This is a genomic window from Ruegeria sp. CDSA021, from assembly GCF_059612325.1.
On record NZ_JBXWQJ010000006.1, the window covers coordinates 116,916 to 136,090 of the forward strand.

Annotated in this window: 18 protein-coding genes; 12 read left to right on the top strand and 6 right to left on the bottom strand. The window is 57.2% G+C overall.

The window, feature by feature from the left end; translation table 11 throughout:
- Positions 1 to 22: 22 nt before the first annotated feature.
- Together queA and AC2FLD_RS10055 are read right to left on the bottom strand one after the other, a co-directional pair.
- Positions 23 to 1,069: a tRNA preQ1(34) S-adenosylmethionine ribosyltransferase-isomerase QueA gene (gene queA / locus AC2FLD_RS10050; RefSeq protein WP_496669068.1), complete on the bottom strand. Its 1,047-nt coding sequence runs from the start codon at positions 1,067 to 1,069 to the stop codon at positions 23 to 25.
- A gap of 42 nt (positions 1,070 to 1,111) precedes the next feature.
- Complete coding sequence (locus AC2FLD_RS10055) at positions 1,112 to 4,486, bottom strand: YhdP family protein (protein ID WP_496669070.1); 3,375 nt, start codon at positions 4,484 to 4,486, stop codon at positions 1,112 to 1,114.
- A 68-nt stretch (positions 4,487 to 4,554) separates the two neighbouring features.
- Between AC2FLD_RS10055 and AC2FLD_RS10060 the strand changes: the two genes are divergently transcribed.
- The 6 genes from AC2FLD_RS10060 to aqpZ all read left to right on the top strand — a co-directional run bounded on the left by AC2FLD_RS10060 (position 4,555) and on the right by aqpZ (position 9,652).
- Positions 4,555 to 5,016 (top strand): peroxiredoxin, encoded by a 462-nt coding sequence (locus AC2FLD_RS10060; RefSeq protein WP_496669072.1) that lies wholly within the window; start codon positions 4,555 to 4,557, stop codon positions 5,014 to 5,016.
- 90 nt (positions 5,017 to 5,106) lie between these two features.
- The gene (locus tag AC2FLD_RS10065; RefSeq protein WP_496669306.1) at positions 5,107 to 5,925 is read left to right on the top strand and encodes a ferritin-like domain-containing protein; all 819 of its coding nucleotides are present in this window, start codon (positions 5,107 to 5,109) and stop codon (positions 5,923 to 5,925) included.
- Between the two features lie 173 nt (positions 5,926 to 6,098).
- A complete protein-coding gene (locus tag AC2FLD_RS10070; RefSeq protein WP_496669074.1) occupies positions 6,099 to 7,430 on the top strand; it encodes a DUF5930 domain-containing protein in 1,332 nt (443 codons plus the stop codon).
- Positions 7,420 to 7,920, top strand: a complete 501-nt coding sequence (locus AC2FLD_RS10075; protein WP_050602141.1) for a bactofilin family protein — start codon at positions 7,420 to 7,422, stop codon at positions 7,918 to 7,920. Before AC2FLD_RS10070 ends, AC2FLD_RS10075 begins: the two co-directional genes overlap by 11 nt.
- A gap of 120 nt (positions 7,921 to 8,040) precedes the next feature.
- The gene (locus AC2FLD_RS10080) at positions 8,041 to 8,850 is read left to right on the top strand and encodes a M90 family metallopeptidase (protein WP_496669075.1); all 810 of its coding nucleotides are present in this window, start codon (positions 8,041 to 8,043) and stop codon (positions 8,848 to 8,850) included.
- A gap of 112 nt (positions 8,851 to 8,962) precedes the next feature.
- Positions 8,963 to 9,652, top strand: coding sequence for an aquaporin Z (gene aqpZ, locus AC2FLD_RS10085; protein ID WP_496669077.1), 690 nt, complete (start codon positions 8,963 to 8,965; stop codon positions 9,650 to 9,652).
- A 65-nt stretch (positions 9,653 to 9,717) separates the two neighbouring features.
- Here the strand turns inward: aqpZ and AC2FLD_RS10090 are convergent, their stop codons facing one another.
- Together AC2FLD_RS10090 and AC2FLD_RS10095 are read right to left on the bottom strand one after the other, a co-directional pair.
- Entirely contained in the window at positions 9,718 to 10,275 is a 558-nt protein-coding gene (locus AC2FLD_RS10090) for a peptidylprolyl isomerase (protein ID WP_496669079.1), read from the bottom strand.
- Complete coding sequence (locus AC2FLD_RS10095; protein ID WP_050602137.1) at positions 10,268 to 10,774, bottom strand: peptidylprolyl isomerase; 507 nt, start codon at positions 10,772 to 10,774, stop codon at positions 10,268 to 10,270. The genes AC2FLD_RS10090 and AC2FLD_RS10095 overlap by 8 nt, the downstream gene beginning before the upstream one ends.
- 133 nt (positions 10,775 to 10,907) lie before the next feature.
- Between AC2FLD_RS10095 and AC2FLD_RS10100 the strand changes: the two genes are divergently transcribed.
- Positions 10,908 to 12,098: a phosphoglycerate kinase gene (locus AC2FLD_RS10100; RefSeq protein ID WP_496669081.1), complete on the top strand. Its 1,191-nt coding sequence runs from the start codon at positions 10,908 to 10,910 to the stop codon at positions 12,096 to 12,098.
- A 189-nt stretch (positions 12,099 to 12,287) separates the two neighbouring features.
- On the opposite strand, the gene AC2FLD_RS10105 is transcribed toward AC2FLD_RS10100, so the two are convergent.
- Positions 12,288 to 13,001: a sulfotransferase domain-containing protein gene (locus tag AC2FLD_RS10105; protein WP_496669083.1), complete on the bottom strand. Its 714-nt coding sequence runs from the start codon at positions 12,999 to 13,001 to the stop codon at positions 12,288 to 12,290.
- Between the two features lie 765 nt (positions 13,002 to 13,766).
- Here AC2FLD_RS10105 and AC2FLD_RS10110 point away from each other — a divergent pair.
- The 5 genes from AC2FLD_RS10110 (at position 13,767) to AC2FLD_RS10130 (ending at position 18,315) form a co-directional block, all read left to right on the top strand.
- Positions 13,767 to 14,066, top strand: coding sequence for an FtsB family cell division protein (locus tag AC2FLD_RS10110; RefSeq protein WP_496669085.1), 300 nt, complete (start codon positions 13,767 to 13,769; stop codon positions 14,064 to 14,066).
- 177 nt (positions 14,067 to 14,243) lie between these two features.
- Positions 14,244 to 15,233, top strand: a complete 990-nt coding sequence (gene pdhA, locus AC2FLD_RS10115) for a pyruvate dehydrogenase (acetyl-transferring) E1 component subunit alpha (RefSeq protein ID WP_496669087.1) — start codon at positions 14,244 to 14,246, stop codon at positions 15,231 to 15,233.
- A gap of 15 nt (positions 15,234 to 15,248) precedes the next feature.
- Positions 15,249 to 16,607 carry a pyruvate dehydrogenase complex E1 component subunit beta gene (locus tag AC2FLD_RS10120; RefSeq protein ID WP_496669089.1) on the top strand — a complete coding sequence of 453 codons (1,359 nt, stop codon included), beginning with the start codon at positions 15,249 to 15,251 and terminating at the stop codon, positions 16,605 to 16,607.
- 14 nt (positions 16,608 to 16,621) lie between these two features.
- The gene (locus tag AC2FLD_RS10125; RefSeq protein ID WP_496669091.1) at positions 16,622 to 17,926 is read left to right on the top strand and encodes a pyruvate dehydrogenase complex dihydrolipoamide acetyltransferase; all 1,305 of its coding nucleotides are present in this window, start codon (positions 16,622 to 16,624) and stop codon (positions 17,924 to 17,926) included.
- A 146-nt stretch (positions 17,927 to 18,072) separates the two neighbouring features.
- Positions 18,073 to 18,315, top strand: coding sequence for a hypothetical protein (locus tag AC2FLD_RS10130; RefSeq protein WP_496669093.1), 243 nt, complete (start codon positions 18,073 to 18,075; stop codon positions 18,313 to 18,315).
- Positions 18,316 to 18,321: 6 nt separating this feature from the next.
- On the opposite strand, the gene cysE is transcribed toward AC2FLD_RS10130, so the two are convergent.
- Positions 18,322 to 19,131: a serine O-acetyltransferase gene (gene cysE, locus AC2FLD_RS10135; protein WP_050602128.1), complete on the bottom strand. Its 810-nt coding sequence runs from the start codon at positions 19,129 to 19,131 to the stop codon at positions 18,322 to 18,324.
- Positions 19,132 to 19,175: the final 44 nt, after the last annotated feature.

The following is a 19,175-nucleotide window of genomic DNA, read 5'->3' on the forward strand; positions in this document are numbered from 1 at the left end:
ATTGATACCAAATCAACGCCGTTCACGGGATCAAAAGCGACGCGTCGCCGTAAGAAAAGAAACGATAGCTCTGTGCGATCGCGTGTTCATACACCCGCAACATCCGATCTTGCCCCATCAGTGCCGAGACAAGCATCAACAGCGTTGATTTTGGCAGGTGAAAATTGGTCACGAGCGCATCAGTGACGTGGAATTGGAAGCCTGGATAGATGAAGATATCCGTGCCCCCTTCCCATGGCTGAATCCTGCCGGAGCGCGCAGCACTTTCGATCAACCTCAAGGCCGTGGTGCCCACCGGGATCACACGCCCACCTGCATCTTTGGTCGCCTGAATCTCGGCGGCTGCCGTAGGGCTGACGTGCCCCCATTCCGCGTGCATCTTGTGGGTCGTCACGTCCTCGACCTTGACCGGCAGGAAGGTCCCTGCACCAACATGCAGAGTCACATGGGTGAAACTCACGCCGCGTTCGGCCAATGCCTGCATGAGCGCATCATCGAAATGCAGCGATGCGGTCGGGGCCGCGACAGCGCCGGAGTTGCGCGCCCAGATGGTTTGATAATCGGTTTTGTCCTGCTCGTCCGCCGGGCGTTTGGCCGCGATGTAAGGGGGCAGAGGCATCGCGCCGGCCTGCTCCAATGCGGCATCGAAATCTTCGCCACTCAGGTTAAACCGCAGATGGGCCTGCCCGTCCTCGACCCGATCCAGCGTAGCGCTCAAATCGTCCGAGAAGACAATTTCTTCCCCAATCTTCACTTTTTTCAAGGGCTTGATCAGTGCTGACCAATTGCCGTCAGCCTGCGGATCCAGCAAAGTCGCTTCGACCCCGGCAGACACCGGACCTTGGGCACTGTCCCGGTGGCGACGGCCATTCAGCCGTGCCGGAATAACGCGCGTGTCGTTCAGAACCAGCCGATCGCCTGGTTGCAGAAAATCAGGCAAGTTGAACACACGGCTGTCCGTCGTCTCATTCCCCTGCGCCACCAGCAAACGCGCAGAAGAACGCGGGCTGGCTGGCCGCGTGGCAATCAGGTCTTCGGGCAGATGGAAATCAAAATCGCTGAGTTTCATGCCCGCGCCTTACATCCCCACAAGAGATTCGGCCATATCCTGTCAGCGGTCGCTGGGGGGTGACCCAAAGGGCTGCTTGGGCTCATCCGGTAATTGCGGCGTTGCGTTTGGGCCATCCGACACTTTTGGCGCGGGCTGGCGCAGCAGATCACGCAGGAAAAGCGGAGCCAGACCGGACAGAGGGTTGACCGAGACTTTCGGAGACGCAAGCGGCCCTGTGAGGGTGTAATTGAAACCAAAAACCCCTTCGCCTTTTCGGGTGAAAACACTGCCCACAGCATTCAGCAGGTAAATTGGCGATATAGCCCCACGCAGGTTCAGCCTCTCATTCACCGTGTCGATGGTGCCATCAAATGACAGGCCCATTGACGGCCCGACGGCGCTGCCATTGAGCACTTTGATTTCCGTTGGCGTAATCCTCATGCGGCTGTCGATCGCCGAGAAAAAGATGCCCTGCCCTGCCATCTCGTCCAGCAGGCCAACAAGGCTGATCGCATTCAGCAAGGCCGCCATGGCCGGAGCATCGGTGATGCGAGTATTGACGATTTTCAGGATGACGTCGTAGCTGCCGGGTCCGGCAACCGGCTCGAGATTGAGGGTCATGTCACCACCGCGTGCTTGGGTCAGCACCCCGGCAGAGCGCAACACGGCTCCCGCATCTTTCGACGAAAGTGTTACCGCGCTACGGTTTCCGCGTGGGCTCACCTGGCCGGCAACCGATGCCCCGCCATTGACCTGAGCGGTAAACCCTCCGTTCACCCCACCGGTTGTCTGAAACGTGCCCTTGAAACCCGTCAGCGCAACTGTTTCGGTCACTTGCAGACGATCAAGTGCCACGTCCAGTTTGGGCCCTGCACCGCCACCGCTGCTTTCGCCGAACGTCGCCTTGCCCATATCCAGCACACCGCCGAGAACACGAATGTCCGGAACGGCATTCCCGCGCCCGATCATCTCGGCCGGAACTGCCAGCCAATTCCCAAGATCGAATGAGCTGAACCTTATGCGGTCGAAATCGCCATTCTCGTGAAAGGTCATCGATGCGCTTGTACGTAAGCCAGCGCCCTCGATGCGCAGGCTGTCGACCTTCAGTTGCTTGCCCAACGTCGCTTCTGCGGTCAGCGAGCCCGTCGTGTTAGCCCCCTTCCGCCAGCCCAATTCCGGGATCGCCAGCGAAACGCCTTGAAGGTTCGATTCCACTGACAGCTTGGGGGGAAGGTCCGCACCAAGACCCAGAGTGAGATTTGCAACACCAGACCCGGTCAGCATTCCCGGAGGCAAACCAGCCCCGATTTCATCCATCAAGCGTGGGGACAGTTCGATCTGGCCGATCAGCGTGCTGCGCTGAGCATTTTCGCCATCAATCGGTTGCCGCCAAAGTGCCTCAAGCGGAACATCTCCAAATTGCCCCTGTCCCTGTATCTGAACACCCGACTGGTTGCCGGACAGGTCCAGCAATGCAGCGCTGACCGTGAACCCCGGCACCAAACGATCACTGAACAGGTTGGCCAGCGTGCCATCGAAGTGAAACGTCGTGTCCTGAAACTTCAGCCCCTTTTTCAGCGGCAAGGACAGGGTACCGACCAGCGAGGCCGTTCCATTGGCAACATCGACGGGCAATCCCGCTTTGGTCAGCAATTCAAGCGGGGGCCGGTCCAACAGGGACAGTGCAGCCGTCACACTGCCCTTGGCCTGGATGCGCACAATTCCAGGTGCGGATTTCTTGATATCCGTATCGGGAATGATGAAAGACGTGCCCGCGGCATCCACGGCCCCACCTTCGTCCGCAATCACCTCTCCCTTTTGCGCGGTGACGGTAAAGCGCCGATTAATCAGGCTGGCCTGCCCTTGGGCGCTTTCGATCGGCGGCAGGGTTTTAACGAACTGGATCTTGGCTTTCTCGAATCCGAAGTCCAAATACAGATCGGGCTTCGATCGGGGCTCGAGCCGCAGCGCGAAATCCATGTCCGACAGAACGCCTTCGTAAAGGTTCTTCGTGACCCACTCGCGCGGTTTCGGTGCCAAAAGCTCGGGCCAGTAGCTGAGAACCTTGTCAGAGGTCATCTGATCCAGATGGGCATCAAGCTCTACGGCCCAGCCATCGGGCCTGCCGCTCAGCACCCCAAAAGCGCGCACGATGTGATCTGGATCTTCGACAGTAACCTGCCCCAGCTGCAACCTGAACGGGTCCAATTCCATTTTGAAATCCAGGCTGGCGCGGGACAGCTGAATTGGTTCCGGAAACAGGTTGGCCGGGTTCACATTGATCCCGGACAGGCGCATCTGCGCGGTCAAACTATCCAGAACGCCTTCTTCCACCCCTTGCAGGAACGCCTTGCCGTCCGCCTGCACTTCGCCCCAGGCCGAAACCACCGAGACGTCGTTAAAATCCAGCATCTGCGATTTTGGGTCATAGGTAAAATAAGTGCGGGCAGATTCAAACGGCACCGGGCGCGTTTTGGGGTTGGGCTGCACGGCCCCGGCGCCAAGATTAAGCGTTGCAAAGCCCGTTCCGATGGCACCGCTATCGTCGATACTGCCCCGCAACGCGCCCGAGATCGGCGCCCGCAAGACCTGCAGCCATGCCAATACAGGGCTTTGACCGGCAATGTCTTCGGCGGGCAGGTCCGAGACCGAGATTCCAAAACTCGCGGCGGGGGTGCCCAGGACGCTGGTGTAATTGGCCTCGATGGCGCTGACGTAATCCCGCCCCGAAAGAACCGAAAACCCGGTGGCCAGTCGCACTTCGTTGTCACTGCGGTTGGCCTGAATATGGCCACCATCCAGCACCCATGATCGCCCCTGTCGCAAATCACTGTAATCCAGCGTGATCGCATCCAGTTCGATCGAAGTCAGTGCAGACAGGGCCGGAGACAGGAACACCTGATCGGATGCCTCGATCAACTCTGCCAGGTTCGGTGCCTCTTGCACCGGTGCGCTGTCCGACCCCACCGTCAGGGTCAGCGCGCCATCCGTGTCTCGGGTCAGGGCGATCTGCGCTCCGCTGAGGATGATGCGTTTCGGGCGGACATGTCCACGCAACAACGGGCGCATGGCAAGGCTGGCGCGCATGTCCGAGACCTGCGCAATCTGCTGGCCCGCCGCGTCGCTGATGGCAACGTCGGTCAGGCGCAGCCGAGGCCGCCAACCTTCGTGAATGATGAAACTGACATCACCAAAGTGGATTTGCAGCCCCCCCAGCGCCTGTTCCAGCCGGGCCTCGACCCTGTCCCTTAGCCAGGCAGGCGCGTGCATCCTTTGCCCCACCACCATGAAGCCAGTGAACATCGCCAACAGCACCAGAATGATGACACCGCGCATGGCCCAAAGACCGGCTGCGCGCCGACGCGACCGACGACGCACCGGTTGATCCGGTTCGTTTAGTTCGTCGCCGTCCTGCTGCTTCAATTTGCTATCCACGCCTTCCAACCCGCACGTGTTGCCCTATGATATCAGGCAGCCTTTAAAAACCTTTAGCGGAGTTTCCAATGCCCGACATTTCAGACATGGCCCCCGACTTCACTTTGCCGCGCGACGGCGCCGGCGAGGTGACGCTTTCGGCACTGCGCGGTGGCACTGTGGTTTTGTTCTTCTATCCCCGCGATGATACGCCGGGCTGCACCAAGGAATCCATCGGTTTCTCAGAGCAACTTCAGGCCTTTGCGGATGCAGGCGCTCAAGTTTTCGGCATCTCGCGCGACAGCATCGCCAAGCATGACAAATTTGTTGCGAAACACGGGCTGACCACGCCGCTTCTGTCGGATGAAAACTCGACCGTTTGCGAGGACTACGGTGTTTGGGTGGAAAAGAACATGTATGGCCGAAAGTCGATGGGCATCGAACGCTCGACCTTTGTGATTGATGCCGATGGTCGTATTGCCAAAATCTGGCGCAAGGTCAAAGTGCCCGGTCACGTGGACGAGGTGCTCGATGCGGTGAAAGCTTTGTAAGCCCCCCTCGACCTGTCATGCCATCCGGTTTATCACCCGCCTCGACACGACTGAGGCGGAGCGACCCCCGTGACCAAGACACTGACACAGATGGCGACAGAGGTTCTGACAACAGCGGACGGGCGGGCCAAGACCGCCCTGTCCAAGGCCCACGCAGCCGCATGGTTCGCAGCCCGCAAGAGCGACGCCGGCGCAATCGAGATCGGTACAGCTACTCCGCCCCTGAACCCCGCCCGCCCGGATAAGCCCGAGCTTCTGTCACCCCGTGAAGTGCCAAAGCGGAAACCGGGGACCGAGGCAGGGCGCATAGCCCTATTGCACGCTGTGGCGCATATCGAATTGAACGCGGTTGATCTGCACTGGGACATCATCGCGCGGTTCGGGCATGTGCCCATGCCGATCGGCTTTTACGATGACTGGGTGAAATGCGCCGAAGAGGAATCGCGCCATTTCGAAATGATCTGCGATTGCCTGGAGCAAATGGGCAGCCATTACGGCGCCCTGCCCGCCCATGCCGGCATGTGGCGGGCCGCCGAGGATACAGCCGAAGATTTGATGGGGCGGCTGGCCGTTGTTCCAATGGTGCTTGAAGCACGCGGGCTGGATGTTACCCCCGGCATGATTGAGATCTTCCGCAAGGCCAAGGCAGACCAAGCTATCGCGGCGCTAGAGGTGATCTATGCAGAGGAAGTCGGTCACGTCGCCTATGGGTCCAAGTGGTTCCATTTCCTGTGTGGTCGCGAAAATGCCGATCCTAAAGATGTGTTTCACGCGCTGGTCCGGCGCTATTTTCACGGTGTGCTGAAGCCGCCCTTTAACGAGGAAAAACGTGCAGAGGCTGGCCTGCCCCCCGATTTCTATTGGCCACTGACCGAAGACCTGCCCGCGCCCGGCGAAATCACAAACTGACACTTCTCTGTCATTTTCGGCAAATTCCCGCCGATCTTCGGGGGATTCTTGCGCTGTTTGACGCAGACAGGTCAACAAACTTGCCCGAACGCGAGCGTCCGTTTATGCAATCGGCCCAAGGGACGGCAGGCACTCATGACCGGTCCCGATCTTGGGGATGAGAGGTAAGACGCGTGCGAACACGTCTGGCAATAAAGTTTCACTCGCTGCTTGAACGGCGCTTCCCGGAACGCCGGGTTTTTCTGAAATCCGACAAAGACACGCGTTTTATCCGGCTCAGCTCGGAAACGCAGGTGATAGCTGTCGCTGGTGTTTCGGTGATGGTTGGTTGGGCGGTGATTGCGACGGCCATTCTGCTGATGGACAGCATCGGGTCGGGCAACTTCAGGGAACAGGCCAAGCGCGATCAGGCTACTTATCAGGAACGCCTGAATATCCTGTCAGCCGAAAGGGACGCACGCGCTCAAGAAGCTTTGGCCGCGCAAGACCGCTTTAACGCTGCACTGGAACAGATTTCCGCGATGCAGTCCGAGTTGCTGGCGTCGGAAAACCGTCGTCGCGAACTTGAGACCGGCATCGAAGTCATCCAGACGACGCTGCGCAGCACGATGAAGCAGCGGGAAGAGGCACGGACGGAACTGGCAAACCTGAAACAGGAAACCAGTGACACCGACATGTACATGACGGCCTCCACCGCCCCGGTGCAAATGGCCTTCATGACCGATGCACTGGCCCGCACTGCCGAAGAACGCGACCAAATCGCTTCGGACGCGCAAGATGCATTGGTTCTGAGGGACGAACTGGAGCTGGAAATCCGTCTGATGCAAGAGCGCAGCGACGAGATTTTCCGCCAGTTGGAAGAAGCCATGGTGATCTCGGTCGAGCCACTGGACAAGATGTTCCGCCAGGCGGGAATGCCCACCGATCGCATCATTGAAGAGGTCCGGCGCGGATATAGCGGTATGGGCGGTCCGCTGACCCCTTTATCCCTTAGCACGCGTGGCGAGGAGGACGAGCTGTCCGCCGAAGAAGCCCGCGCGAACATATTGCTTCAACAGATGGATCAGCTGAACCTGTACCGGATTGCTGCGGAAAAGGCCCCCTTCGCCAGTCCGGTCCACAGCGCGGTTCGATACACCAGCGGGTTTGGCACACGTCGCGACCCCAAATCCGGCGGTCGCCGTATGCATAACGGCGCGGATTTTGCTGGTGCGCACGGCACTGATATCTTTGCAACTGCGGATGGCGTGGTCACTCACGCAGGCTGGCAATCGGGTTTCGGACGGCTAGTGAAGATCAAGCACGCGTTTGGAGTTGAGACACTTTACGCTCATAACACCAAGATCAACGTGAAGGTTGGTCAAAGGGTCTCGCGCGGGGATCATATTGCTGATATGGGTAGCACCGGACGGTCTACCGGCACGCATCTGCACTATGAGGTTCGCGTCGACGGTGTGCCAAGAAATCCAATGACTTACATTAAGGCTGCGAGAAATGTTTTCTAAAAGCAAAATCAACGAACCCGCATCCAAGGCACCTGAGGCGGCCAAACCTGCCGCATCGGCGACCCCAGCGGCACCTGCACCGACAGAGTCGAAACCTGCCACTGCACCCAAGCCAAAGCCGCCTGCGTCGGTTCTGTCCTCGGACCTGCACATCACCGGCAACATCAAGACCTCTGGTGACATTCAGGTGGAAGGCACCGTGGAGGGCGACATTCGTGCCCATCTGCTGACCATTGGTGAGTCGGCGACGATCAAAGGTGAAGTCACCGCAGATGACGTCGTCATCAACGGACGTATCGTGGGCCGCGTACGTGGCCTGAAGGTGCGCCTGACTTCGACCGCACGCGTCGAGGGCGACATCATCCACAAGACCATCGCGATCGAAAGCGGCGCGCATTTCGAAGGTTCCGTGCAGCGTCAGGACGATCCGCTGAACCCCGGTCGCAGCGCCAAGGCCGGATCGAACCCGGCAGCAGACGTCAAACAATAATCCTGACTCTCAAGTCAGAACCGAGACGCCGCAGGGAAACCAGCGGCGTCATTTTTTTTTGGCAATTGCTTGCCCGGGAAACTGGTTTTGATCCCGCAGGGATCGCGCTAGGGTCGGGCCATGTTGATATTTCTGACACTTGTCGCGCTGATCGCTGGAGGTGTGACTTATTACTTTTGGTCGAAACAGCAGGCGCGCCGCGCCTTGTTGGCCGCGCCGTTGACCGATCAGCAACGGCACCTTATCGACGCTCAGGTGCCGATCTTGCGGAAACTGCCGCAAGATTTGCGCGCAAAGCTTGAGGGCAAGATCAACCTGTTCATGGACCAGGTTGAGTTCATCGGCTGCGACGGTCTGGACGTTACCGAAGACATGCAAATGTCCATCGCCGCGCAGGCCTGTCTGTTGGTCGTGAACACCGATCTTTGGTATGACAACCTGACCACCATCCTGATCTATCCCAGTGCTTTCAAATCCAGACAAAGCCGCCACAGCGGTTATGTCGTCACGGAAAAAGAGATCGTGCGCACCGGAGAAAGCTGGAACCGCGGCCCTGTGATCCTGTCCTGGGCCCATAGCCAGCGCGGCGCGATGAACGATCACGACGGACAAAATGTGGTCTTTCACGAATTCGCCCATCAGATCGACGATCTGACAGGCTCGGCCAATGGTGTACCCGTGCTCAGCGGTAACCAGAGCTTTTCAGAATGGGAGGCAGCGTTTCTGACGGCTTATGACGCCCATGTACAGGCCGTTGAAATGGGGCGCCCAACTGTGATTGATCCCTACGGCGCAGAAGGGCATGAAGAATTTTTTGCCGTTTCGGTTGAAGTGTTTTTTGAACGACCCAAGGCGCTGCGCACCTCTGATCCGGAGGTCTATGAACAGTTGTCAAAACTGTTTCACCTGGACCCCGTACGATGGCACTAATCGCTTATTGCCCAAGATGAGAAGGCACCCGGCAAATTCCCCGTTCGCCATAATTTAACAAAAGTTAATTTTTGAATTACACTTAACCTAATAACATTGCGGAGGATTTTTAATGTCATCGAAATTACTTGCCGAGTTCTTCGGCACTTTCTGGCTGGTTCTTGGGGGGTGCGGTAGTGCCGTATTGGCAGCCGGTGTTGCGGATGTCGGCATCGGGTGGCTTGGCGTGTCCTTCGCCTTTGGCCTGACGGTACTGACCATGGCCTACACGGTGGGCCACATCTCGGGCGGGCACTTCAACCCGGCTGTCAGTTTAGGATTGATGATCGGCGGGAGATTTCCGGCCAAAGACCTGCTGCCCTATTGGGTCGCTCAGGTTTTGGGCGCAATTGTCGCCGCCGTTGTCCTCTATCTGATCGTCAGCGGCGCACCTGATTTTTCGGGTGTCGGAGGGTTTGCCTCCAACGGTTATGGTGAAGCTTCACCCGAAGGGTATTCGCTGACCTCGGCGCTGGTGATCGAGATTGTCCTGACCGCGTTCTTCATTCTGATCATTCTGGGTTCAACATCGGAAAAGGCCCCCCCCGGATTCGCCCCCATCGCCATCGGCTTGGCACTGACCCTGATCCATTTGGTATCGATCCCTGTGACCAATACCTCGGTCAATCCTGCACGGTCTACCGGAGTGGCCTTGTTTGCCGAAGGCCCTGCCCTGGCGCAGCTCTGGCTGTTTTGGGTGGCCCCACTGATCGGTGGAGCGATCGGCGCGGTGATCTGGAAGTTGATGTCACCCGACGATTGATGCTTGTTCTCGCAACCAGTGACAAGATAAGGCCCGACGCTCTGAATAGCGTCGGGCTTTTCGGTTTATTCGGTGACGGTGACTTTTGTCATCACGTCAGGTGCGCCGATAATCGCACCGTTCTGACCTGCGCCTCGTTTGATCGCATCAACGACATCCATACCGTCGCTTACTTGACCAACAACAGTATATTGGCCATCCAGAAACGGGCCCGGTTCGAACATGATGAAGAATTGCGAATTGGCTGAATCCGGGTCGTTCGAGCGGGCCATGCCGACCACGCCCCGATCAAAGGTTACATCGGAAAACTCGGCTGGCAGATCCGGGCGGTCGGAACCGCCGCGCCCGGCTTTGCGCATGTCGAATCCGCCAGCGCTGGAATCGCCGAATTGAACATCTCCGGTTTGCGCCATGAAGCCGTCGATCACGCGATGAAACACGACGCCATCATACTGGCCATCGGCAGCCAGAGCGGTGATCTGTTCCACATGCTTGGGCGCAACGTCTTCGAAAAGGTCGATCGAGATCGTGCCATTGGCCCCTTCCCCTTCGACGTCGATCTGCAAACCGCTGGCCAGCGCGGGGCTGGCCAGAAGTGCAAAGGCTGCGGCCAGCTTATGCATCGGCGGCCACCTTGACGCTGATCATGCGATCCGGGTTCGCAGGCGGCTCGCCCCGAACGATCGCGTCCACATGCTCCATGCCATCGATGACCCGGCCATAGACGGTGTACTGGCCGTTCAGGAAATGGTTGTCATTGAAGTTGATGAAGAACTGCGAGTTGGCCGAATCCGGGTTCTGCGACCGAGCAGCACCCAACGTGCCGCGATCATGGGGCAGCTTGGAAAACTCTGCCGGAACGTTCGGCAGCGAGGACCCGCCAGTACCCGCCATGCGCAGGTTGAAACCGTCTTCCATATCGCCATGCTGCACGTCGCCGGTTTGCGCCATGAAGCCGTCGATCACACGATGAAAGGCCACGTTGTCATATTCTCCGCCACGGGCCAGTTCCTTCATCCGCGCGCTGTGCAAAGGTGCCACATCCGGCAGCAGCTCGATGACGACGTTACCGCCCTTCAGCTCGACGATGATTGTGTTTTCGGGATCTTTGATCTCGGCCATGTGGCCCTCCTGTCGTTAGTCTTGCGCAAATACCTATGCCCCAAGCGCGTGAATGCCAAGTGACGCATTGACCTGAGGGCAAAATGCAGGAAAAGAACCGCCTAAATCGGTTGCCACTGAGAAGGAATGCACGATGGGCTGGAACACACTGGACGATATGGATCTGAACGGCAAACGCGTGCTGGTGCGCGTGGACATCAATGTACCTGTCGTTGACGGTGTTGTGACCGACGCCACCCGAATTCAGCGGATCGTGCCAACGGTGCGCGATATTCTGGCCGCTGGTGGCAAGCCGATCCTTCTGGCTCATTTCGGCCGCCCTGGTGGCGAGCGGCGCGAGAACCTGTCGCTCAAGCAACTTGTGCCGACACTGGAAAGCGCCTTTGGTGCTCCGGTCCTGTTTGCAGCCGATTGCGTCGGAACCGAGGCTGAACTGGCCGCCGATGCGCTGCAACCGGGTCAGGTATTGCTGCTGGAAAACACGCGCTTTCACGCATCCGAAACCAAGAACGACACCGATCTGGCCGCAGGCATGGCCAAGCTGGGTGATGTCTATTGCAATGACGCGTTCTCGGCCGCGCACCGCGCCCACAGTTCAACCGAAGCTCTGGCGCGGCTTTTGCCCGCTTGCGCAGGCCGACTGATGCAGGCTGAGCTTGAGGCGCTGGAAGGTGCTCTGGGCGCTCCGAAACGTCCTGTGACTGCGGTTGTGGGCGGTGCGAAAGTGTCGACCAAACTGGAGTTGCTGGGCAACCTGATAGACAAGGTGGACTACCTGATCATCGGCGGCGGCATGGCCAATACCTTCCTGGTGGCCAAAGGTCTGAACGTGGGCAAATCGCTGGCTGAACGGATCATGAAAGACACCGCCGCCGAGATCTTGACCAAAGCCGAAAGCTCGGGCTGTACCATCGTCCTGCCGACGGACATTGTTGTGGCAGAAAAGTTCGAAGCCAACGCTCCAACTCAGATCCTGCCCGCCGATCAATGCCCCGAAGATGGTTTGATCCTGGATGCAGGCCCTGAAAGCGTCGCCGCAATCACCGAGATCTTTGCAAAAAGCCAAACTCTGATCTGGAACGGTCCACTGGGTGCGTTCGAGCTCGAACCCTTTGACAAAGCCACCAATGCAGCAGCTCTGAAGGCGGCGGCTTTGACACGTTCGGGCCAGTTGGTGTCGGTTGCTGGTGGCGGCGATACTGTTGCAGCGCTGAACGCATCGGGCGCAGCGCATGATTTTTCTTACATCTCCACCGCAGGCGGTGCGTTTCTGGAATGGATGGAAGGTAAAACCCTGCCCGGCGTGGCTGCGCTGGAACAGTAAGCCTGACAAGCGGTTCTTGTATTCACGGTACTGTCCTTATTGACATTACCGTCTTGCTGCACGCAATAAACCGTTTTCCTCTGTGCACCCTTGTTGTTTGAAACGATTAAGACCGAAGTGTCTAAACTTGCGGCCTTTCCAAACCCTTACGGACGGCAAAAGTGAGTGATGGAACTGCTTCCAAACTCTTCAGTGCCAATCTTCGTCCTCTTCATAACCCAGCTTTATCAGGCAATCGTTATAGCGTTCTTTGAAAAGGTCGATATGCTGATCTTCGAAATAGTTCCGCCAATCCCCAGCGACACCCTTCCTGTAATGGTGTCCGGCATTCTCTTCACCGCGCTTTCGGCCACCAGATTTCTTGGAAAAGCTGTTGTCTTGAATGATTTGCATCGTTTCCGAGAAATATAGAAAATCTCTGGCTTGCTTCTTAGGAATACGATTCCCAATATACGAGCGCAACAGGCGTACGATCTGCTTTGTCCTATCCGCATGGATTTCCTTGGCAAGACCCAGGTGCTGGAACACGTCCAAAAGGACATGGGACGGATCCTGAATGAGCTCTTCGTACTTAACTTCAAGGACGTTGCTCTGGTCGTAGTCCCATTCTGTGAGATCAGTAATTGTGTTAACCATCACCTCAATTTCGAACATTAAGCCATCTGAGAGAGACATCTTCGAAATTTTCTCTCTCAACTCCGCCAATTCCGGCCAAGCCCTAGTGCCATGGCTGCTTTTGTGAGAGAAATACGCTGATACGATAAGATCGCGGGGATCGCGCACCACGTGAAAGCCTTTGAAACGACCTTCAAGTTGTCTAACTGAGTTGATTTTTGCGTTGGTGTAATAAACGAAATCGACAGGGTTGGCATTCAGTTCAGCGGCCAGGTCGTTGTTGAACATTCTGTCATTGTGAAATTCTTTGTCATTCAACCCAAGTGCATTGCAAACTTGTCGGCAAATGGAAATGAGATATCGGGTCGCGCATTTGTGGTGCCCAAAGTAAAATCGAGTCTCAGACGTCATTTTCAGCAGATCCTTCAAGACAAATTGATTTGGAAAGCAACGCAATCCGATTCACACATAGCATTCTATGCATTCTATGAATTCGATCTTCAACAACCATTTCTGACGGGCATTTTTCGGCATACCAGCAGCGTAGAAAAGCGAGCACTTCGCGAACCGCATTTTTAAAAAAAAGACATCGACCTAAAGCTGCCCTCAATAGTAACTGGGTAGAAGAAAGCATCATTCCACGACTTCGGCGATCAGCTTCTGTTTGTAGGTTGTGTTGAGTGCTGCAGTTTGCTCAAACGATTGAGGGATCAGTTGTGATCCAAACTTGTTGAACGGGGAAATTGCCTTCCCTAGAAACACTTGGCAGGTCAACAATCAAGCTTAAGGCACGGGGCGTCACCTAAGATAAACAACTTATGGGAGAACTCGGTAACGTGCCCTCGATGGCCTATCAGACATGCATGAAGTAGCAGATAGGCGCACGAAATCGGGCACATGTGCCCCGGCGATGATCTGAGTTTAAACTACACAAAATACTGACGAAAAAAACGAATCAGGGGATTCACAACCCGAATCACCTGTGACATAGTGCAGGCAGAGGTTCGCAAAGGACCCGTTATTGAGGCAAGTTTTCATACGGCGGTAAACAGAGTGTCCCGTTCCCATCGGCCCGGTTTGGGCGCAGTAGTCTTCTTTTCGGTGGCTTTCATGCTGGGTGTGTACTTCACCTTTGCTGCCGTGCAAGGCGACTATGGCTTGTTCCGACGAGTCGAAATTGCAGCGGAACGGGACGCTCTGTCACGCAACCTGGAAAACCTGAATGTCGAAATTGCCGAGATGGAAAACCTGACCCGGCGTCTGTCGGATACGTATCTGGATCTTGACTTGCTGGATCAGCAGGCGCGCTCGGTGCTGGGCATGATCCGTGCAGATGAAATCGTTATCCGCTGATCCGAGCCTGTATTTTTCGTCAGAAAATTTCATACAATCCGTCGTTTGCCCTTCGTCGACTGGTTTTTCGAAGCGTGTCACGACGCTGCGTCACATTTACACTCGCCAGAAAGCCCTAAATGCTTTATGAAATAGTTTAACGCTAAACTATCTGTCCGAAAGGGGGAGATCGCCACGATGGCTGCGCGAAAAACCACAAAGAAACCAAACGTTTCTGCGGAAGAACTCAAAACGTACTACCGCGAGATGCTATTGATCCGCCGATTCGAGGAAAAGGCGGGTCAGCTTTATGGTATGGGTCTGATTGGCGGCTTCTGCCACCTTTATATCGGACAGGAAGCGGTTGTTGTCGGCCTCGAAGCCGCAGCTCAAGAAGGTGACAAACGCATTACCTCTTATCGCGATCACGGCCACATGCTGGCCTGCGGCATGGAGCCGGGCGGCGTGATGGCCGAACTCACCGGACGCGAGGGCGGCCTGTCCAAGGGCAAAGGCGGGTCAATGCACATGTTCTCGAAAGAGAAGCATTTCTATGGCGGCCACGGGATCGTTGGCGCACAGGTGCCTTTGGGTGCAGGTTTGGCCTTCGCCGACAAGTACAAAGAGAACGGCGGCGTGACCTTCACTTATTTTGGTGACGGTGCAGCCAACCAGGGTCAGGTCTATGAGACGTTCAACATGGCCGCTCTCTGGGATCTGCCGGTGGTTTTCGTGATCGAGAACAACCAATACGCCATGGGCACCGCGCAGGCGCGCTCGACGTCTTCGCCAGATATCTTTGTGCGCGGCGAAGCGTTTGGCATCCCCGGTGAGATCGTCAACGGGATGGATGTGTTGGCGGTAAAGGCTGCAGGTGAAAAAGCTGTGGCCCACTGTCGAGCGGGCAAAGGCCCTTACATCCTAGAGGTGAAGACCTACCGCTATCGCGGTCACTCGATGTCCGACCCGGCCAAGTATCGCACCCGCGAAGAAGTTCAGAAGGTCCGCGAGCAAAGCGACCCGATCGAGCATGTGCGCGAACTTCTGCTGACCGGAAAACACGCGACCGAGGATGACCTGAAAGCGATCGACAAAGAGATCAAAGAGGTCGTCAACCAAGCCGCCGAATTCTCGAAAGAAAGTCCCGAGCCTTCCGTCGAAGAGCTCTGGACCGATATTTACGCCTGAGAGGACGATTAAGACATGGCAACCGAAATTCTCATGCCCGCCCTTTCGCCCACCATGGAAGAGGGCACGCTGGCCAAATGGCTGGTCAAGGAAGGCGACACCGTCTCCTCGGGCGATATTATGGCCGAGATTGAAACCGACAAGGCGACGATGGAATTCGAAGCTGTCGATGAAGGCATCGTTGGAAGAATCCTGATCGCGGAAGGCACCGAAGGGGTCAAGGTCAACACCCCCATCGCGGTGCTGGTCGAAGAAGGCGAAGACGCCTCTGCCGCACCTGCTGCCGCAGCGGTGGCTGAGGCCGCACCTGCGGTGGTTGAGGCCCCCGCCACTGCCGCAGCACCCGCTGCACCGGTCGTCGATATGTCACCCGACTGGCCAGCCGACGCCGAGATGAAATCGGAAACTGTGCGCGAAGCCCTGCGCGACGCGATGGCCGAGGAAATGCGCGGCGACCAGGATGTCTATCTGATGGGCGAGGAAGTTGCCGAATATCAGGGCGCGTACAAGATCTCGCAAGGTCTACTGGATGAGTTCGGCTCCAAGCGCGTGATCGACACGCCGATCACCGAACATGGTTTTGCCGGTATCGCCGTGGGTTCGGCCTTTGGCGGTCTAAAACCGATTGTTGAGTTCATGACCTTCAATTTCGCCATGCAGGCGATTGACCAGATCATCAACTCTGCCGCCAAGACGCTTTATATGTCCGGCGGTCAGATGGGTTGCCCCATCGTGTTTCGGGGCCCCAACGGTGCTGCGGCGCGCGTGGCGGCTCAGCACTCTCAGGATTACGCTGCTTGGTATATGCAGATCCCCGGTCTGAAGGTGGTGATGCCTTATTCGGCGGCTGACGCCAAAGGCCTGCTGAAATCGGCTATCCGCGACCCTAACCCGGTGGTCTTCCTGGAAAACGAAATCCTCTACGGTCGCACCTTCGACGTGCCGCAGGTGGATGACCTGACTATCCCGCTGGGCAAGGCGCGCATCTGGCGCGAAGGGTCTGATGTGACCATCGTCAGCTTCGGCATCGGTATGCAATATGCACTGGAAGCTGCGGACAAGCTGGCCGAAGACGGCATCAGCGCCGAAGTGATCGACCTGCGCACCATCCGCCCGATGGACACTGGCGCGATCATCAACTCGGTGATGAAAACAAACCGTCTGGTGACAGTGGAAGAAGGCTGGCCGCAAGGCTCGGTCGGCAGTTACATCAGTTCGGTGATGATGCAGGAAGCGTTCGATTACCTCGACGCCCCGGTCATCAACTGCACAGGCAAGGACGTCCCGATGCCCTACGCCGCGAACCTCGAAAAGCTGGCGCTGATCACCACCGATGAGGTGATCGCAGCCGTCAAACAAGTGACCTACCGGTAAGGAGCGACAGACAGATGCCCACTGAAATTCTGATGCCCGCCCTTTCACCGACCATGGAGGAAGGCACGCTTGCCAAATGGCTGGTCCAGGAAGGCGACACCGTCTCCTCCGGCGATCTGCTGGCAGAGATCGAAACCGACAAGGCCACGATGGAGTTCGAGGCTGTTGACGAAGGCACCATCGGCAAGATCCTGATCCCCGAAGGCTCTGAAGGGGTCAAGGTCAACACCGCCATCGCAGTTCTGCTGGAAGATGGCGAAAGCGCTGATGACATAGCTGCCACGCCTGCCAAGGCGCCTGAGGCGGCCCCTGCCGCCGCGGGCAACGAGGCTGCCGCGCCAGCGACACCCGAGGCGTCCGCCCCTGCTCCGGCAGCTCCGGTCAAAGCGGATGGCGGTCGTATCTTTGCTTCTCCCCTGGCCCGCCGGATTGCCACACAGAAGGGCCTCGATCTGGCTCAGATCGCAGGCTCTGGCCCGCATGGCCGCATCGTCAAAGCAGACGTCGAAGGGGCAACTGCCACCGCACCGGCACCAACTCCTACGGCTGCTGCCGCAGCGCCAGCGGCTGCACCAGCTGCACCCACTGGTCCGTCCGCGGACATGGTCGCGCGGATGTATGAGGGCCGCGAGTATGAAGAGATTCAGCTCGACGGTATGCGTAAAACCATCGCTGCGCGTCTGAGTGAAGCCAAGCAGACCATCCCGCATTTCTACCTGCGTCGCGACATCAAGCTGGATGCGCTGCTGAAGTTCCGCAGCCAGTTGAACAAGCAGTTGGAAGGGCGCGGCATCAAGCTGAGCGTCAATGATTTCATCATCAAAGCCGTCGCCAACGCGTTGCAACAGGTTCCGGCCTGCAATGCGGTTTGGGCAGGTGACCGTGTGCTGCAACTGAAACCTTCGGACGTAGCCGTCGCGGTCGCTATTGAGGGCGGTCTGTTCACCCCGGTTCTTCAGGACGCTGACATGAAATCTCTGTCCGCACTGTCAACCGAAATGAAAGACCTTGCGGCCCGTGCCCGCGAACGCAAATTGGCCCCGCATGAATACCAGGGCGGAACCTTTGCGATCTCGAACCTCGGCATGTTCGGCATCGACAACTTCGACGCCATCGTGAACCCGCCTCATGCCGGTATTCTGGCCGTGGGAACCGGTGTGAAAAAACCTGTTGTCGGGGATGATGGTGAGTTGACTGTGGCGACTGTGATGTCTGTCACCATGTCAGTCGATCACCGCGTCATCGACGGCGCGTTGGGGGCGGAACTGCTCAAGGCCATCGTCGAAAACTTGGAAAACCCGATGGTCATGCTGGCCTGAGGATTTGTCTCAAGGCCCTCGCCCGAAAGACTCAGGGCGAGGGTCATAGCACTGATTTGAGCCCGTGTGATCGGGGCTCAGATTGCTTTGCGCAAAAAGACCTCCCACCTTCCTAACTCCTGGCGCAGACAGAAGGAAGGTGCGTGATGTCCCCGAAAACCCTCATTCAAAGTCTGATCGTTCTGGCCCTGCTGACAGGTACAACACCTGACGCAGCTATGGCAAAACCCAACAGTTACCCCGGTGAGAATTCCAAGTTCAGATCGAGTGATCCTACGGTGATCGCTCAGCAAAAAGCCGAGCAAGACCGCCGCAGGGAATTGCGCAAAGAAAAGAGGGAAGAACGGCGGCGCGAGCGGTTGGAAAGACGCAGTAACCGCTCGAACTGAAACCGTTTACTGGTCTTTACCCAGCATGTGATCCATCGAGATCGAGGGCTGATCACACCCGGCCTCACCGACGATCTTGGCCGGAATGCCTGCTACGGTTTTGCAGGGGGGCACCTCTTGCAGAACCACCGAACCGGCAGCGATACGGCTGCAATGGCCAACTTCGATATTGCCCAGCACTTTCGCACCAGCTCCGATCAGTACGCCATTGCCAATCTTGGGATGACGCTGTTCTTCTTCCTTGCCAGTCCCGCCCAGCGTCACCGAATGCAGCATCGAGACATTGTCACCCACAATAGCTGTTTCACCGATGACGATGGAATGGGCATGGTCGATCATGATCCCCTTGCCGATCTTGGCAGCAGGATGAATGTCTATGCCGAAAATCTCGGACGAGCGCATCTGGAAGAAATACGCTAGATCATGACGACCCTTTTGCCATAGCCAATGCGCCACGCGATACGCCTGCATGGCCTGGTAACCCTTGAAGTACAGGATCGGCTGCAACAGGCGGTGGCAAGCGGGATCACGTTCATACACGGCCATCAAGTCCGCCCGGGCCGATTCGATCAAACCGGGATCATCGGCATAAGCCTCATCCACGATCTCACGCAGGACCATCATCGACATCTCGTTTGAACACAGCTTGGCCGCGACCCGATATGACAGCGCGCGCTCGAGGCTGCGGTGATGCAGGATACAAGCGTGCACAAGACCGCCCATAAGGGGCTCTTCTTCAACGGCCGCATGGGCCTCGGAGGTGATGCGGGTCCACACCGGATCGACCGGTGTCACGTGGCTGCGCTTTTCAAACATGGCTTTTGATCCTTTGCTGCGCCTAGAATGCCATTTAGTGGTAA

Excerpts from the sequence above, each read along its gene's own strand:
- AC2FLD_RS10120 (WP_496669089.1), top strand. The coding sequence starts at position 15,249 with ATGGCAACCGAAATTCTCATGCCCGCCCTTTCGCCCACCATGGAAGAG.
- AC2FLD_RS10100 (WP_496669081.1), top strand. The coding sequence starts at position 10,908 with ATGGGCTGGAACACACTGGACGATATGGATCTGAACGGCAAACGCGTG.
- AC2FLD_RS10080 (WP_496669075.1), top strand. The coding sequence starts at position 8,041 with ATGTTGATATTTCTGACACTTGTCGCGCTGATCGCTGGAGGTGTGACT.
- AC2FLD_RS10105 (WP_496669083.1), bottom strand. The coding sequence starts at position 13,001 with ATGTTCAACAACGACCTGGCCGCTGAACTGAATGCCAACCCTGTCGAT.
- AC2FLD_RS10095 (WP_050602137.1), bottom strand. The coding sequence starts at position 10,774 with ATGGCCGAGATCAAAGATCCCGAAAACACAATCATCGTCGAGCTGAAG.
- cysE (WP_050602128.1), bottom strand. The coding sequence starts at position 19,131 with ATGTTTGAAAAGCGCAGCCACGTGACACCGGTCGATCCGGTGTGGACC.
- aqpZ (WP_496669077.1), top strand. The coding sequence starts at position 8,963 with ATGTCATCGAAATTACTTGCCGAGTTCTTCGGCACTTTCTGGCTGGTT.
- AC2FLD_RS10065 (WP_496669306.1), top strand. The coding sequence starts at position 5,107 with ATGGCGACAGAGGTTCTGACAACAGCGGACGGGCGGGCCAAGACCGCC.
- AC2FLD_RS10130 (WP_496669093.1), top strand. The coding sequence starts at position 18,073 with ATGTCCCCGAAAACCCTCATTCAAAGTCTGATCGTTCTGGCCCTGCTG.
- AC2FLD_RS10125 (WP_496669091.1), top strand. The coding sequence starts at position 16,622 with ATGCCCACTGAAATTCTGATGCCCGCCCTTTCACCGACCATGGAGGAA.
- AC2FLD_RS10060 (WP_496669072.1), top strand. The coding sequence starts at position 4,555 with ATGCCCGACATTTCAGACATGGCCCCCGACTTCACTTTGCCGCGCGAC.
- queA (WP_496669068.1), bottom strand. The coding sequence starts at position 1,069 with ATGAAACTCAGCGATTTTGATTTCCATCTGCCCGAAGACCTGATTGCC.
- AC2FLD_RS10075 (WP_050602141.1), top strand. The coding sequence starts at position 7,420 with ATGTTTTCTAAAAGCAAAATCAACGAACCCGCATCCAAGGCACCTGAG.
- AC2FLD_RS10090 (WP_496669079.1), bottom strand. The coding sequence starts at position 10,275 with ATGCATAAGCTGGCCGCAGCCTTTGCACTTCTGGCCAGCCCCGCGCTG.
- pdhA (WP_496669087.1), top strand. The coding sequence starts at position 14,244 with ATGGCTGCGCGAAAAACCACAAAGAAACCAAACGTTTCTGCGGAAGAA.